The sequence below is a fragment of the Mesorhizobium sp. WSM4842 genome (genome assembly GCF_055901575.1).
Map to the genome: position 1 here is coordinate 978,046 of NZ_CM148372.1, position 15,717 is coordinate 993,762.

General features: G+C 61.1%; 11 protein-coding genes. 1 reads left to right on the top strand and 10 read right to left on the bottom strand.

Features of this window, described 5'->3' with window-relative positions:
* Window position 1: 1 nt before the first annotated feature.
* The 5 genes from AC0NIE_RS04580 to AC0NIE_RS04600 all read right to left on the bottom strand — a co-directional run bounded on the left by AC0NIE_RS04580 (window position 2) and on the right by AC0NIE_RS04600 (window position 7,277).
* Window positions 2-682: a peroxiredoxin-like family protein gene (locus AC0NIE_RS04580; RefSeq protein ID WP_473485755.1), complete on the bottom strand. Its 681-nt coding sequence runs from the start codon at window positions 680-682 to the stop codon at window positions 2-4.
* A gap of 18 nt (window positions 683-700) precedes the next feature.
* Window positions 701-4,000 (bottom strand): ATP-binding protein, encoded by a 3,300-nt coding sequence (locus AC0NIE_RS04585; protein WP_473485756.1) that lies wholly within the window; start codon window positions 3,998-4,000, stop codon window positions 701-703.
* Between the two features lie 292 nt (window positions 4,001-4,292).
* The gene (locus tag AC0NIE_RS04590) at window positions 4,293-5,678 is read right to left on the bottom strand and encodes a hypothetical protein (RefSeq protein WP_473485757.1); all 1,386 of its coding nucleotides are present in this window, start codon (window positions 5,676-5,678) and stop codon (window positions 4,293-4,295) included.
* 174 nt (window positions 5,679-5,852) lie between these two features.
* Window positions 5,853-6,377, bottom strand: coding sequence for a GNAT family N-acetyltransferase (locus AC0NIE_RS04595; RefSeq protein ID WP_473485758.1), 525 nt, complete (start codon window positions 6,375-6,377; stop codon window positions 5,853-5,855).
* Window positions 6,378-6,452: 75 nt separating this feature from the next.
* On the bottom strand, window positions 6,453-7,277 hold the full coding sequence (locus AC0NIE_RS04600; protein ID WP_473485759.1) for a hypothetical protein: 825 nt from the start codon (window positions 7,275-7,277) through the stop codon (window positions 6,453-6,455).
* Between the two features lie 190 nt (window positions 7,278-7,467).
* Between AC0NIE_RS04600 and AC0NIE_RS04605 the strand changes: the two genes are divergently transcribed.
* The gene (locus tag AC0NIE_RS04605) at window positions 7,468-8,883 is read left to right on the top strand and encodes a DUF5939 domain-containing protein (RefSeq protein ID WP_473485760.1); all 1,416 of its coding nucleotides are present in this window, start codon (window positions 7,468-7,470) and stop codon (window positions 8,881-8,883) included.
* Between the two features lie 37 nt (window positions 8,884-8,920).
* On the opposite strand, the gene AC0NIE_RS04610 is transcribed toward AC0NIE_RS04605, so the two are convergent.
* From AC0NIE_RS04610 to AC0NIE_RS04630, 5 genes are all read right to left on the bottom strand, one after another.
* Window positions 8,921-9,400 (bottom strand): class I SAM-dependent methyltransferase, encoded by a 480-nt coding sequence (locus tag AC0NIE_RS04610; protein WP_473485761.1) that lies wholly within the window; start codon window positions 9,398-9,400, stop codon window positions 8,921-8,923.
* Window positions 9,401-9,609: 209 nt separating this feature from the next.
* Complete coding sequence (locus AC0NIE_RS04615) at window positions 9,610-10,791, bottom strand: ABC transporter permease (RefSeq protein WP_123148668.1); 1,182 nt, start codon at window positions 10,789-10,791, stop codon at window positions 9,610-9,612.
* The gene (locus tag AC0NIE_RS04620) at window positions 10,788-11,786 is read right to left on the bottom strand and encodes an ABC transporter permease (protein WP_473485762.1); all 999 of its coding nucleotides are present in this window, start codon (window positions 11,784-11,786) and stop codon (window positions 10,788-10,790) included. Before AC0NIE_RS04620 ends, AC0NIE_RS04615 begins: the two co-directional genes overlap by 4 nt.
* Before the next feature lie 2 nt (window positions 11,787-11,788).
* On the bottom strand, window positions 11,789-13,687 hold the full coding sequence (locus AC0NIE_RS04625) for an ABC transporter substrate-binding protein (RefSeq protein WP_473485763.1): 1,899 nt from the start codon (window positions 13,685-13,687) through the stop codon (window positions 11,789-11,791).
* Entirely contained in the window at window positions 13,684-15,579 is a 1,896-nt protein-coding gene (locus AC0NIE_RS04630) for an ABC transporter ATP-binding protein (RefSeq protein WP_473485764.1), read from the bottom strand. Before AC0NIE_RS04630 ends, AC0NIE_RS04625 begins: the two co-directional genes overlap by 4 nt.
* Window positions 15,580-15,717: the final 138 nt, after the last annotated feature.

Consider the following 15,717-nt stretch of genomic DNA (forward strand, 5'->3'; position numbering starts at 1 on the left):
TCTATTGGGCGACTTGGGTCACGGCTGACATCAGCTCCTGCGGGCTTGGCGCCCCAAACATGTATCGCCCACCCTCTGGAACTTCCGTGAAGCTCCAGCGGACGATCCCCTGCCGGTCGAGCAGGAATTGACCGACCAATTGTCCGTGTCCCGTTGCCATCATCTGCTCGTCGGCTTCGGTCACTTCGTACTTGTCCTTCTTGTTGAGAATTTCGGTGGCCGCAAAAGGATCCATCGGACCGGGCAACTCGCCTGGTATGTTGACCCGCATGTCCTTTGCCGCTGCCATCGAGACCTTGTACGGCCAGATCGTCTCGTTTTGGGTGAATTCGAGATTGGGCAGTCCAAAAGCACGATGTGAAGCGCGTTCAGGGTCGGAGGCCGCAAGCAGATTCGGCATCGGGTGGTAGCGGAAATAGAGACGCGCCCGTTCGATCGGCGTGTTGACCACCGTCAGGCTCTCCACGCCCTTTTCGCGCAGCTCCGGATCAAGCCGCGCCTGGGCGGCGATATAGCGCCGGCAAAACGCACAATGCAGACCTCGAAACAGGCCGACCAGCACCGGTTTTTGTCCGCGAAAGTCGTCAAGCGCGATCTTGCCTTCCTGGGTAATCGCGTCGAGTACCAAGTTCGGCGCACGGTCGCCCGGTTGAAGGGGTACCAAGTCACTACGCGCGGACATTTCCAACCTCCAACCCGGCTAGTCGAGAAAAGGCAGCACCACAAGCGCTTCCGGGTCGAGCCCGTGCTGGGCGCATATGCCCTGCGCCAGGGAAAAGTAGCGTTCGGCCTCGGCCAGATTGTCGAGGTCGAGATTAAGCGTTGCGAGACCATCATAGCACGGAAACAGCAGTTGGGGCTCGCCCGTTTCGCGGGCTACGTCCAGCGCTTCCTGGAACAAGCCAATCGCCAGTTCCGGACGGCCGTTGCACTGGTGGATCTGCCCAAGCACGATCAACGGCACCGGCAGGTGCTCGCGCTGGTCGAGCGCCCGGTCGATCTCGATGGCCTTCTCGGCAGCAGGCACGCCCTCCGTTGGACAGCGATCCGTGAAAGTACAACAAGCGACCGCCAGATTGGCGAGGAGGCGCGCCTGGAAACCCAAATCACCAATATGGCGCGCCACTTCAAGACCGCGCCGACAGACCTCCATCGCCTGTGCCGGATCGATGGTCGTGTAAAGCACGCCGAGATTGGTGTAGCCGCGGCAGGCCGCGCCCAGTAGACCGGCGGCTTCGGCCAATTCAATGCTACGCTCAACCTGACGCACCGCTTCACGGTTTCGCCCAAGGCGAGCCAGCGCAACAGCCTTGGTATTAAGTGCCTCGGCGGTCACAAGAGTGGCATCACACCCGACCTCAGAGACATGCTCCGTTGTCAGAGAGCGTACGCAATCCAGCGCCGCGTCTGCCCATTTTGCCGCGAGGGCGTGATCTCCGCTATGGAACGCCTGGCGGCCACGTTCTTGCCAGAGATGCGCCTGCTCGATCGGGGCATCCGCTCCATCGAGGAGCGCTGCCGCTTCAGCATAGCGGGATTCTGCGTCGTCCCGCTTGCCGACGTCCCAGAGCAGCCGACCGATCTTACGCAAAACTCGCGCCGACGCGACACGATTGGCTGACTCGCGGTATGCCTGCAACACCGTCTCGTAGTGGTGGTGCGCGATCTCGCGGCGGCCTACCGGGCCGCTCAAATCGGCAATGCGCTCTGCAATTGCCAGTTTGAGCGGTGTTTGCCCGATCGCGCCCAACGCAGTCAGTGCTCGCTCGTAGAAACGAAGGGCGTCGTCGTTGGCGTATATCATGCGAGCGCGATCGCCCGCCGCCTGCAGGTAACGCGCGCCCCTCTCCCGCTCGGCGCTCTGTGCGAAATGATGACCGAGCACGGTCAAATCCTCGAGCCGTTCCGGCTTGTCGCCGCACAGTTGCTCCAAGGCAGTACCGACCCGCCCGTGGATGTCGGTGCGACGTTGCAGGAGCATATTCTGGTAGATCACGTCCTGCAGCAATGTTTGCGTAAAGCGGTAGCTTTGCGACGAGACCGAGCCTGATCCGGCAACTTCCTCGATGATTTCCGCATCGCAAAGCAGTTCGCAGCCGGCTTCTAGCCGGCCGGGATCGGATGTCACGGCTTTCAGAAGTGTGGCATCGAACCGCGGGCCGATTACCGCGGCTTCCTGGGCCAACCGGCGCACCTCTTGGGGCAGCCGATCGACGCGAGCAAGCAACATTGCCTGGATAGTGGCGGGAATGTCGGTTGCGACTTCGCCTGCCACAGTCCGCCATCGCTGGCCCTCGCGCATCAGTACACCGCGATCGATAAGGCCGCGGACGATCTCCTCTAAAAAAAGGGGGTTGCCGCCCGCGCGCTCGAGGATCTGGTCAAGAAGCCCTCCTGCGGAGTTTACCCAGCTCTCGCCGAAAAGCGCCGCCAGCAGGCTGCGTCCGTCATCATTGTTGAGCGGCGAAAGCCTGAGCGCTGTGTGACTGACCCGACTTGAATCGAGCTGGCCGTTGTCCGGCGCCGGACGATGCGTGACCAGCAACATCAACCGCGTGCGTTCCAACCTGTCCATCACGAAACGGAGTGCCTCGAGCGACACGGCGTCGGCCCAGTGCAGGTCTTCGACGACAATCAACAGCGGCGACAACGCAAGCCGCCGTTCGACGATTGTGCGGACTGCGTAGAGAATTTGCCGCCGCAGCTGCTCGGGCTCGACATGCTGCAAGGTGGCATCGGGGTCGCCAAGGCCGAGCACATGGTAGAGCAAAGGCATCAGCCGCTTCGCCTCCTCGCCCTGCAGGCCGAGATCGGTAAGCAAGCCTGCGAGCTTCCCCCGCATTTCGTCCCCATTGTCGTTTTGCATCATCCCGGCAGCGCTGCGCACCACTGCGCCCAAGGCGCCAAATGATTGTTCGCCCAGCGGTGAGCACGTGGCCAGCCGCACGGCGACGTTGCGAAAACGATCCTCGTCGCCGACGCGGGCGACGAACTCCTTCACCAGCCGCGATTTCCCGATACCGGCTTCTCCGACGAGGCGGACAAGTTGGGCCGAGCCGCCGCACGCCTGGTCAAGGCTCGCCAGCATTCTATTGAGCTCCGCACCACGACCTATTATCGGCGCACTGAGGCCGAGCGCCTCGAGCCCACGCGCTGCACGCGGCGCCGCAAGCGGTGCATCCAGTCGATGGACGAGCACACTGCCAGCCTTGCCGCGAAACACGACATCACCTAGCGACTCGTAAGAGAAGGCATGCCGGGTCAGCCTGTGAGTGAGCTCGCCTACCAGCACCTCACCCGGTGCGGCAAGCGATTGCAGGCGTTGTGCCGTATTCACTGTGTCGCCGGTCACCGAATAGGATTTGGCGGTGCCGATGCCCAATCCGCCAGTAACGACCGGACCAGTGTTTATGCCGATATGGAGTAACAGAGGCGAGCCGGAGTGGGGGGTGCTTTCGCCGAGCCGCGCCGTCCGGGTGATCATGTCGAGAGCGGCGCGAAGCGCACGTTCCGGATCGTCCTCATGCGCGACCGGCGCACCGAACAAAGCGAGCAGTGCATCGCCGATGAATTTGTCGACGAAACCACCAAAGTTTCGCACGGCCGCCGTCAATTCCTTGAACAGTTCGTTCTGCAGCGCTTGCATGACCTCGGGGTCAAGCTGCTCGCTGAGTGTCGTGAAGCCGCAAAGGTCGGCGAACAGGACCGTTACCGTCCGGCGATCGGCGTCAGAGACGGGATACAGCCCTTCTTCGCTTTCGATGTTCGGAAGCAGCGACGGAGTTCGAGAAGGCGGCACAATGGCTCGGCTTGGTGTCGGAGCAGGCCGTTCGACGGCTTTTGCGGGCGCACCGAGGCTTGCCCCACATTTCGGACAGAACTCGAAATCAGGTGCGCAGGGGTAGCCGCAACTGACGCATGGCACGGGCTGGCGCCTGCCACACCTCGGACAGAAGGCGTAACCACCCTCAACCTCGAAACCGCAGCCCGAGCAGTCCATCGAACCAGACCTCACTAGGGGCCGTGGCGGCGTGATCTCGCTACGCACTTCACGGCCAGGCTATTCACAAGGATGCACCGATAGCCGTCGACCGGCAAGCGGCAGCGCAAATGGGCATCGAGCGATCCGTTTGGGTCCGGTGGCAGAGCGCTGCCGATCGAGGCGGAAGCCGTCGTCGAAATCCCGAAAGGCATCAGCGTCAAGGAAGCGGCCGGATCAGACGCCAGAGGCTCACCGATAGATCGCCGTCGCTTGCGCGGTTGCGCACCAGAAAATCAACCTGAAGTAAGGCTCAGCTCGCCTTGATCTCTGCCTGGCCGATCTTGCGCCATCGGGCGTTTTCGCGAACCAGCTTCAGGTCGTCGGTCGTCTCGGCAAATGTCTGCAAACGGTATTGCCGGAGCAGGTCCGGGAAGAGCGCCCCTTCCGGCAGGCCGGCAAGCTGCTCGCGGACCGAGATCTTTTCGTCGATGACCCGCATGCCCCAGGCATTTTCCCGAACCTGCAGCTCCGCAGCCAGATCGCGCTCTTCCGGCGCGTTTTCATCTAGCGCAGCCAGCAGGATCGAGTGGAAAAGCGCTACATAACCAATCTGTCTCAGGCCGCCCACAACCCGCACGCGCGGCAATATGGCAAGGACGAGGAACATCAGGAACAAGTTCGGCAGCAGCACGCCGTCCAGCAGCGCCTGCCTGAGATGCGGCCGCTCGAACGGGATGGAAAGACCATGCGACCTGCCAGGCTCGATCAGGTGCCCGTTCTCGAGGACGAGCTTGCGCACGCGCTCCTCGCGGATGCCCCAGAAATAGGCCGTGGCATTGGGCAGGAATCTGCCAAATGGGCTCGATGCGGCATCTTGCAAGGCACGTTCGAGACGCTGGCGCCTTGCGGGCTCAATGAGCAGCCTGGAAAGAAGGCTGCCGTCATATTCTAGATGCCGCGCCATGGCAGCCGCGGCCACCCGATCATCGATGAAAACCGGCAGGGCCATGCCGGAACGATCCCAATCGGCGACCAGATCTTCGTTGAGGGCTGTCAGCGCATCGGCGGCGGTTCCAAATACCTTGTCCTGGCTGGCAAGCAGTGTGCCCAGCCAGCGGCTGGCATCCGTTTCATCACCCACCGCCTCGAGCGCGCGCTTGTTGAGGGTGACGGGACCGGCCACGCAGGCGCTTTTGCGGCACAGTTTGTGGCGCCCCATGCCAAACAGGTTGACCTTGTCGTCACCGACATCGAGCCATCCCGGCCCCTCCCGGCCAATTGTCTCCATGGTCATCGTCGTTCCCATGAAGCCGAAGAAGGCCGACAGCCCGTTTTCGACCGCGCCGAGCCAGGCAAGCAGGAGGGCATCGAAGGTGATCCGGTCCATCAGAAGCAGGCAGTGCAGGCCGGACTGAATCACCGGTCTGTGCTCGAACTCTTCAAGGGTCTTGCCGATCTCTTCAGGCTGCATGATCACACCAAGGCGCTGATGCAGGACTTCGCGCAGGATCGAGCGGGCAGCGATCGCCGGGCCCGATGCAGGCCTTGCCACCGGCCGCCACAGATGGCGGGCGTAATCGGAAACCGGTGCATTCCAGTTCTGCTCGATGTCACGCACGACTTCGGGGCAGAGCAGCGACAGAACAGCCAGAACTTCCACCGGAGGCGTAGGGGTTGGGTCAAAGACGGCGGTCATTGGTCCCGTCTAGCCGCTTGCGGTGCAAACGCCAAGGGAGACCAGACTTGCTGGATCCGGCCCACACATAGATTGTTGACCGTATCCAACGGAGTTCTCCATGAGCAATCGTCTGTTCGCCGACTCGTCACGAATTGTTAGATTGGCTAAACAGTTAAGGCCAAACAGCGGATCTCAGAACCGCAGCCGGGCCATGCTCAGGAGGTCGTGGTACTGCCCGTCGGTAAAACCCGCCTTCACATGCCGGCCTTCGACCTCGAAGCCGTGGCTTGTGTAGAGACGGACGGCCGGTTCGTTGTCGGCATAGACGGTCAATTCGACCCGCTTCAGGGCGCGCCAGTTGTCGGCCACGTCAAGCAGCGCGCCGAGTATGGCAGAGCCGATACCCTTGCCGACAAAGGCATCGTCAAGGCCGATATTGATCTCGCCGATATGCGAACGGCGCGGCGAACCCTGCACGACCAGGCTGCCATGGCCGACGACCTTGCCGTCCAACTCGGCAACGATCCAGGTGGTTTCCTGGCCGGACTTAGCGATGCGCCGCTCCACCTGCTCCACCATCTCGAAGGGCATCCTCAGCGTGCCCCGGCGGAAGCCCGGCATGTTGAAGATAGCGCAAAGCGCCTCCGCATCGCTTAGCCGGACGGACCGGAGCTGCGGCTGGATTTTCTCCGAGGATGGCGAGGTCGTGCTGGTCATGGCGTTTCCCGGCGAAGGCAATCGGCCCGGCACGATGCACCAGACGTCACCTGAAAATCCAGCCGTCTCTGCAACCTATAATGCCGATTGCGAGCTAAAATACCGGGAGGCGGCGTAGAGTTTGAAGACGCCGCTGATGCCGATCCAGCCGAAAAGGGCAAGCCAGCACAATGTCCCGGTCGCCGTCCAGTCGATCCGGTGCACCGCAGCGTCGGTGATGACGACGCCAAGGATGGCAAGCAGGCCAATCAGAAACTGCGCCAAGCCGAGCACCAGCAGTTCCTCGCGCGGCGCGCTTCTCCAGACGAGATATATACCGCCCGCACCGGCGAGGAAGATGGCGCTGTAGACCTGAGCATGGAAGGCATCGATCGGCCATGGCCAGGTGCTGCCGAATGTCAGCGGAAACAGCAACAGGCCGACGCCATAGAGCCCAAGGATCGCCGATTCCACCGGCATGTAGCCGCGCCATACGGGGTTTAAGGTCACGCCTTTTGCAAAAAGACGGGCCCTGGCCCGCCACAGGAACAGCCCGGATACCGCGACCGAAGCGAGATAGACCAAAAACCAGAGCCAGGGCGCTTTGCGCTCGAAGTTGAAATAGCCGAGATTGATGAACGAAGCCACCGACACGATGGCGGTGAAGATGAAGGCCATGACGAGCACGAGCCGGCCAGGTGACCAGCGATTCCAGACCAGCAGCGCCGCCATCACGATCATTTCGGCGGTGTAGAAGCCGCCGAGGAAGCGGGCATTGAACGGCGTGACGGCCCAAGGCCAGCGCGGCTTGACCAGCACAGGCGCGAAAAACAGGCCGGCGCCGACTATCAGCACGATGATGACCACCACAGAGAAAAGGCGCAAGGCCGCGGGAAATGGCGGGTTGCTGGATGTCGGCATGGGAGAAAGTCCCAAAGATGAATGCCCCATGGACCATCATAGTGCCGCTTGCGGCCGGTGAAAATCCGCCGAATGGAAATTGAACTGTCACCAGGCTTATCCATTCGAATGGCCGTACGATCCGTTTCGCAGTAAGATGGAGCACTCGGAGCAAAGACGCCTCCGGGTCGCATTTTCTGGAGCCTGCACGATGAACGAAGCTCAGGATCTGTTCTCGCTTCTGCGGCAATCGACCGATGTCGATCCGCAGGCAATCGACGCGATCAAGCGAACCATCGCGGAGGGCAAGGACCGCGAACTTTGCCGCATCAATGCGCCAGCCTTCGCCAGCAAGCATGGCCTCGATGAGGAACGCGCCATAAGCGCTTTTCTCCATGCGGCACGGGTGGGTATCTTCGACATCTCCTGGAATGTTCTGTGCCCCGGCTGTGGCGGCGTGCTCGACACCAACGCCACGCTGAAAACCCTGCAGAAGGACGAATACACCTGCGCGCTGTGCTCCGAGGGCTATTCGCCGACCCTCGACGAGATGGTCGAGGTGACATTCACCGTCAGTCCCCGCGTGCGCAGAATTGCCGCCCACAATCCACACGAACTGCCGTTGATGGAATACTTCCGCCAGATCTACTGGGGGTCCGGTGTCGATCTGCCGGAAGAGGATTTCGCGAAAAAGATAGAAGCGTTCTCGCTGGAGGATATCGAGCTTGCCCCCGGTGAAAAGGCGGTTCTGCCCATACAGCTTCCGTCCGAATTCATCATCGTCTTCGAGCCGGTCACCCATTCAGTGCAGTTCATCGACGGGAAGGGCGAACCAACAAAAGAGCGCCGAAGCCTCTCTTTGGTCTTTGACCGCGACCATGTCCAGAACCAGACGCTGGAGATGCAACCCGGCCCGTTGCGCATTTCGCTGGAAAACAGGACCGACGCCCGCGTGCTGCCGACGGTCTTCATCGCCGGCCAGGAATTGCATGATTTCCTGGGCAAACGCCGGCCCTTCCTGACCGCCAAGCGCCTGCTCACCAACCAGACGTTCCGCGATCTCTATCGCACGGATACACTCGACATCAACCAGCGCCTGAAGATCACCAGCCTGACCTTCCTGTTCACCGACCTGCGCGGATCGACCGAGCTTTACGAGCGGGTGGGCGATCTTTCAGCCTTCGATCTCGTGCGCGTGCATTTCCAGGTTCTGCACGAGATCGTCGCGGCGGAGGCAGGCGCGGTGGTGAAGACGATCGGTGATGCGGTGATGGCGACCTTCGCGACGCCTGATCGTGCGATTGCTGCGGCCCTCAGGATGCGCGATGCCATGCGTGCGCTCAACGACAAAAGCGGGCGCGAGGATCTGCTGCTCAAGATCGGAGTCCATGCCGGCCCCTGCATCGCCGTGTCTATGAACGAGCGACAGGACTATTTCGGCCAGACGGTCAATATTGCTTCGCGGGTCCAGAACCTTGCCAACGCACAGGCGATCTTCGCCACTCGTGCGGTGGTCGACGACAATCTCACCGCCGATCTGTTGCACAGGAACGCGCTGACGCCCGTACCCCACGAGGTCTCGCTGCGCGGCATTGCGCGGGAGATAGCAGTATATACGATCCCCTGAAGATTTGGCCCCTGAAGATTTGAGTCGTCTCGGCTCCTCACACGCGCCTGCAGACAAAATAACGATCGGCGGGCACCGAAGGCGGTGGCGGGAGATATTGCAACAGCGGGTGATCGAGCGGCGTGCCGCTGACCGCGATGCCACCGACGCGAAGCAGGCGCGCGATCAGATCGGGAAGCCAGGTAGAGGTCACTGCATCGCGATCGTCATAGCCGGTGCCGATGTCGGCATGAACAAGAGCCGCGTCGATGCCAATGAACCTGCTCGCCGTCTCGCGTATTTCGCCGAGCACGAGGTTTTCAGCTTCGGGAATTGAGCTGGCGTGTGCGCCAAGTGCGCGGTCGAACACCACGATCCGGCGTCCGGGCAGGCGCTCGCGCAGATGGTGGAACGTCCGGCCATTACCGAGGCCGAGCTCAAGCACCAGCCCTTCCATCTTCGCCACCTCGGGGCAGACTTGATCGAGAATGTCGCGCTGTGCGGTCATCCTGCTGATGAAATTCTCGAGGCGAGTCATATGCGTTTGTGTGTCTGAACCAGCTCAAGAGATCGGCAATGCCCGCGACCAGAACGGTTCACGGGTGAACCCGAGGGCGACGTGTTAAACCCCGATCGCGTCTCGCCACATATAGAGGCGAACGATGAACACCGCAATAACCGCACAGGCTGCCGACAAGGATCATACTGGGTGGAGTCGGCGGCCCGGCGCGCGGCGGAATAGCGATCTCACTTGTAGGGGTCTGCGGCGTCCCGCAAGCCGTCGCCGAGGAAGTTGAACGCCAAGATGACGAGAATGACGGGGAGCATCGGCAAAAGCAGCCATGGATAGAACGCGATCACGCTGACGCTGCGCGCCTCGGTGAGCAGGATGCCCCAGCTGGTTATCGGCGCCCTCAGGCCGAGCCCGAGGAAGCTCAGCGCCGTCTCGCCCAGAATCATGCCGGGTACGGAGATCGTCGCCGTCGCGATCAGATGCGACATGAAGCCGGGAATGAGATGCCGCCCGATGATGCGGCTGCTTCTGGCGCCCATCAATTGCGCGGCCAGAACGTAATCCTCCTCGCGCAAGGCTAGAAGCTTTGAACGCACGGCCCGCGCCAGTCCAGTCCAGTCGAGCAGCCCGAGGATGACGGTGATGCCGAAATAGATCAGGATCGGACTCCAGGTTATCGGCATGATCGCCGCCAGAGCCAGCCATAGCGGAATGCTGGGGATCGATTGCAGAACTTCGATTATCCGTTGAACGATCAGGTCGAAGATACCGCCGTGATAGCCGGCCAGTCCGCCGATGACAATGCCGAGCAGGAAGCTGAAACTGATGCCGACGAGACCGATTGTCAGCGAAATGCGTGCGCCATAGATGATGCGCGAGAGCACATCGCGCCCCAGCCTGTCAGTGCCGGCTAGAAAGAGCTGGCCGTTTTCGGCAGGGCAGACAAAATGCCTGTCACCTTCGATCAGGCCCCAGAACTGATAACTGTCGCCCTTGCAGAAGAAACGGATCCGCTGAACATCATCCTGATTCTCGATGTAGTTCCGCTTGAGCGTGTCCATATCAAGTGTCATCTGGCGGCCATAGACGAACGGCCCGACGAGCTGGCCGTTGTGGAACAGGTGCACCCGCTGCGGCGGCGAATAGATGTAGTCCATGTTGCGCGTGTGCAGATTGTAGGGCGCCAGGAACTCGCAAATCAGTATCCCGAAATAAAGCGCTGCCAGGAATATGCCGGATATAACGGCAAGCCGGTGCATCCGGAATTTCCACCACATCAGCCGTAACTGCGACGCCTGAAAGACCTTCGACTGCTCCGGCGTCATCGCCTCGACCGACTGCAGGTCAATGGGCGCGGTGGAAACGTAGTGTTGAAGTGGAGCACCCGGAGCGGGCAGCGGCGAATGCGTGTTCATTTGGTGCTGCCGCCCTGCAAACGAATTCGTGGATCAAGCAGCGCCAGCGCCAGGTCGGAAATCAGGACACCGATGACCGTCAGGAAGGCGAGGAACATCAGGAACGACCCTGCCAGATACATGTCCTGGCTTTGCAGCGCCTTGATCAGCATCGGCCCGGTCGTTTCCAAAGACAGCACGATCGCCGTGATTTCGGCGCCGGAGATGATGGCCGGCAGGATAGAGCCGATGTCGGAAATGAAGAAATTGAGCGCCATGCGCAGCGGGTATTTGACCAGCGCCTTGAACGGATGAAGGCCTTTGGCGCGCGCGGTCACGACATATTGCTTGTGTAGCTCATCGAGCAGATTGGCGCGCAGCCGCCGGATCATGCTTGCCGTGCCCCCGGTGCCGATGATCAAGACCGGAATCCAGAGATGGGCGAGGATCGACTTCGCCTTGGCCCAGCTCATCGGCTCGCCGAGATATTGCTGGTCCATGAGATGGCCGATGGATGTGCCGAACCAGATGTTGGCGAAATACATCAGGATCAGCGCCAGCATGAAGTTGGGAATGGCAAGGCCGAGAAGGCCGAAGAAAGTCAGGCCGTAGTCGCCCCAGCTGTATTGATGCGTGGCGGAGTACATGCCGATCGGAAAGGCGATGAGCCAGGTGAAGATGATCGTGACGAAGGAAACCAGCACCGTCAGCCACATTCGGTCCCCGACGACGTCGCGGACCGGCAGCTCATATTCGAAGGAATAGCCGAAATCGCCCTGTAGCATTCCGCCGACCCAGTAGAAGTAGCGAATAACCGGTGGCTGGTCGAAACCATAGTCCTTGCGCATCATCTCGATGCGATCAGAATCCACCGCTTCGCCCTGAGCCCGAAGCTCGGCAACATAGCTGTCGAAATAGTCGCCTGGGGGAAGTTCGATGATCGTGAACACCAGCGCCGATATGACCAGCAGCGTTGGAACCATCACGGCGATGCGCCAGACAAAATATCGAAACACGCTCAGGACTCTCCAAGCCAGAATGTATCCGGCATGTAGACACCGAAATAGGCGGTCGGGTCGTAGCCGTAGAGCGCCTTGTCAGGCAGATTGCGCAGCCGCGAGGACGCCAGAACCGGCTGATGCGTTCCGTTCACGGTGCCGATCGAAAACACCTGATCGGTGTAGATCGACAGCATTGAATTCCAGATTTCGGCGCGCTCCGTGGCTTCGGTCGATGCGTTCCAGCGTTTGAGTAAAGCCATCAGCTCGATCACAGGCGGAAGATCGGGCGCCTCACCGACCTTGCCATGAGACAAGTAGTGAGCACCCCAGAGCGGCCATTGCAGCTGGTCGTCGATGGTGGGGGCCAGCTGGTACGGGTTCATGTCGGCGGTCGGCACGCCATTGTCGATGCCCGACCACATCGACATCATGATCTGGCCGCCAAGGGCGCGGCTGCGGAAGATATCGCGCTGCGAAGTCCGGATGAACAGGGCGATCCCGATCTTGCGCCAGTGATCGGTGATGAGTTCGAGCGCGTCGGTTTCCAGCGTGCTTTCGCCGGCCGTTTCCACTATGACCTGCGCAGAGCGTCCATCGGGAAGTATCCGCAGGCCGTCATCGTCACGCGTCTGAAGCCCGGCCTCGTCGAGCAGCGCATTGGCCTGGTCGGGATCATGGGCGACCCAGGCTTTCGCGAATTCCGGCCGGTAGAGCGGGCTCTCCGGCAGGACCGTATCGGCACTTTCCTGCGCCAGTCCGTAGAACACGGCCAAATTGATCTCGCGCCTGTCCACAGCGAGCGAAAGGGCGCGGCGCACGCGCACGTCACGAAGAAGGCCACGCCACACCTGGTCGGCACAATTCAGATTGGGCAGCAGCGCCAGCCGCGAACCCTGTGTGCGTTTCCAGAGATGCATCTTCACCGGGTAGCGCTTCTCCGCATCCTTCAGGAAGGAGTAGTCGGTGAAGTCAATTCCCATGCTTTGCAGGTCGCTCTCGCCCGCACCGGTCTTGGCGGAAATGATCGCCGGCGAGCTGACATTCATGACAATCCGGTCAACATAGGGCAGTTGCCGGCCATTCTCGTCTATTCGATGAAAGAACGGGTTGCGCTCGAAGACGAACTGCTCAGCCGGCGGCTTGGTCCGGTTCTGCCAGGGATCGAGCGTCGGCAGTTCCGGGTTCTCCGGGCGATACTGCCGCGACATGCGGATATGCAGGAGCGTCCATTTCCGGGCCCGGTTCTCCTTCATTAGGCCGGCGAGTCGGGATGGATCCTGGTATTTCTTGTGGAACTGCTTGAGATAGGCGGCCGGCAGAACAAGCGATAGCGGCGAAGCAGCAGCAAGCTTGGGCAGGAAGTCGGGATTGGGCGCATCCCAACTATAGCGGACCGTCGACGGATCGACGATCTCGAAACGTGGCGGCTTGCCGTCCGCCAGCAGGGCCGGGGCAAGCCCGCCTTGCGAAAGCTCATCGTTCAGCCAGACATCTTCCCAGCAATAGCGAAAATCCTCCGGCGTCAGCAGGCTACCGTCAGACCATTTATGCCCTTCCCGAATCTTGAAAGTGAAGACGCGATCATCCGCTACGTCGAAACTTTCGAGAATGTCGGGTTGCAAGTTAAGCTTTTCGTCATAGCCGACCAGGCGAGCATACCCGTAGATCGTCATCATTCGGATATCTTTCTGGCTGCCGATGATCGTGCGCAGCGTGCCGCCATACTGGCCGGGCTGCCGGCCCATCGCGGCGAGGTTCAACGCGCGCGGGCTCTTGGGCAAGCGTTCGGCGAGTGCCGGCAGCGCCCTGGCCTTCAGCTGCGGCTGAAGAAATTCCGGCTCCAGATCGCCGGCGCGCAACGTGCCCGGCAGAAATGCCGAAGCCATGAGTCCAAGGACGGTGCGCCGGCTGATCAATGGCGTAGCTCGCTGACATCGGCCGAACGTCGCGCCAGCACGAGGTGGCCGCCGCCAAGATCGAGCGGTGACAGCATATCCTCGTCGCTCTCGTCGCGGAATTGTGGTCCCCATGCGCTGGTGTCGGAAGCGCCGCTGAGCTTCAGCGTCTTGAAATCCATCGGCCTGTCGAGATCGGCGAAAGGTACTGCGGCGACCAGTGAGCGTGTGTAGGGGTGGACCGGTTTCCTGAGTAGAATTTCGCGCGGCGCAAGCTCGACGATACGCCCGCCGCACATCACCGCGATGCGGTCTGCCATGTAGTCCACCACCGCCAGGTTGTGGGATATGAACAGGTAGGTCAGGCCCAATTCCTTCTGCAGGTCCTTCAGAAGGTTCAGGATCTGCGCCTGGACAGAGACATCGAGCGCCGAAACCGGCTCGTCGCAGATCAGGAGCTCAGGCCCCAGAGCCAACGCGCGCGCGATGCCGATACGCTGACGCTGCCCGCCGGAGAAACTGTGCGGATAACGCTTGATGAAGCGCGGATCGAGCCCGATTGCCTGCATCAGGCTCTTGACCGTGGCGAGTCGGGACGCGGCATTGCCACGCTGATGGATTTCCAGCGGCTCGCTCAAGATGTTCTCCACCGTCATGCGAGGTGAAAGCGACGAAACCGGATCCTGGAAGACCATCTGGATTTTCGCGCGCAGCATGCGCAGGGCGTCACCCTCGGCTTCCAAGACGTCGATCGGTCCATCGCGGCCGTTGAAGATCAAAGAGCCGCCGCTAGGGGTGACAGCCCGCATGAGGATCTTGCTGACGGTGGTTTTGCCGGAGCCGCTTTCGCCGACCAGACCCAGGCACTCACCCCGCCTGATATCGAAGCTCACGCTGTCCACGGCGCGAACAGAGGTTTGATGATCCCCGCCGAACCATCCGGACTTGCGGGTGGTGAAGGTCTTTTTCAGATCCCTGACCGACAGCAGGATGTCGTCCGGCCCCTTCGATGCCGGCGCCGTCTGCTCGCCGAGCAGGTTCCCGACATTCACCGGCACCTCGCGGAGCGCCTTTAGCCTTTCGCCAGGCTTCAGGTCGAAATGCGGAACGGCTGCCATCAGGCCCTTCAGGTAAGGGTGACCTGGCCGGCGGAATATCGCCTCGACAGGTCCCGCTTCCATGATCTCGCCATGGTAGATGACCACCACCTCGTCGGCGACATTGGCGACCACGCCGAGGTCGTGCGTGATCAGTAGCATCGCCATGTTCAGCTTGGTCTGAAGCCCGCGCAGCAATTGCAGGATTTGCGCCTGGATGGTGACGTCCAACGCCGTCGTCGGCTCGTCGGCGATCAACAAGGCGGGCCGGCAGATAAGCGCCATGGCGATCATGGCGCGTTGACGCAATCCTCCCGAAAGTTCAAAGGGATACATGTCGTAGGCGCGCTTGGGATTGGGAAAGCCGACAAGGCCGAGCATTTCCTCGGTCCGCGCCTTGCGCTCTGCCCGAGCCATGGGCTTATGAATCTGCAGGGATTCGCTGACCTGGTTGCCGATTGTGTGCAGCGGCGACAGCGATGTCATCGGCTCCTGAAAGATCGTGCCGATGCGGCTGCCTCTCAACGCCCGGATATCGGGTCCGTCACGCGGCATCTGCAGGATATCCTGCGTCGTGCCGGGCTTTTCAGGATCGGAAAACAGAATACGGCCGCGAACATGGGCTGTCTTCGGCAAAATGCCCATCACTGCCTGGCTTATAACCGATTTTCCGGAACCGGACTCGCCCACAAGCGCGGTAACCTTGCCGGGCAGGACGCGAAGATTTGCACGCCTGACGGCATGCAACGGTCCCCCGATAAGGGCAAAAGAGATGCCAACATCCTCGATCCGCAGCAGATCAACATCCGAATTCATTCTCACACCAGCCCGACTCTGGCAGCCTGCCGGGCGGCAGACCCAGAAAGCGAGACTAGCGCATTGCCAGCCTAGAGCAACTTGGATTCGAATCGGTCGCCAGTTCCCTGGCGGAACCGGCGACCCGACTGCATACCA

Excerpts from the sequence above, each read along its gene's own strand:
- AC0NIE_RS04580 (WP_473485755.1), bottom strand. The coding sequence starts at position 682 with ATGTCCGCGCGTAGTGACTTGGTACCCCTTCAACCGGGCGACCGTGCG.
- AC0NIE_RS04585 (WP_473485756.1), bottom strand. The coding sequence starts at position 4,000 with ATGGACTGCTCGGGCTGCGGTTTCGAGGTTGAGGGTGGTTACGCCTTC.
- AC0NIE_RS04590 (WP_473485757.1), bottom strand. The coding sequence starts at position 5,678 with ATGACCGCCGTCTTTGACCCAACCCCTACGCCTCCGGTGGAAGTTCTG.
- AC0NIE_RS04595 (WP_473485758.1), bottom strand. The coding sequence starts at position 6,377 with ATGACCAGCACGACCTCGCCATCCTCGGAGAAAATCCAGCCGCAGCTC.
- AC0NIE_RS04600 (WP_473485759.1), bottom strand. The coding sequence starts at position 7,277 with ATGCCGACATCCAGCAACCCGCCATTTCCCGCGGCCTTGCGCCTTTTC.
- AC0NIE_RS04605 (WP_473485760.1), top strand. The coding sequence starts at position 7,468 with ATGAACGAAGCTCAGGATCTGTTCTCGCTTCTGCGGCAATCGACCGAT.
- AC0NIE_RS04610 (WP_473485761.1), bottom strand. The coding sequence starts at position 9,400 with ATGACTCGCCTCGAGAATTTCATCAGCAGGATGACCGCACAGCGCGAC.
- AC0NIE_RS04615 (WP_123148668.1), bottom strand. The coding sequence starts at position 10,791 with ATGAACACGCATTCGCCGCTGCCCGCTCCGGGTGCTCCACTTCAACAC.
- AC0NIE_RS04630 (WP_473485764.1), bottom strand. The coding sequence starts at position 15,579 with ATGAATTCGGATGTTGATCTGCTGCGGATCGAGGATGTTGGCATCTCT.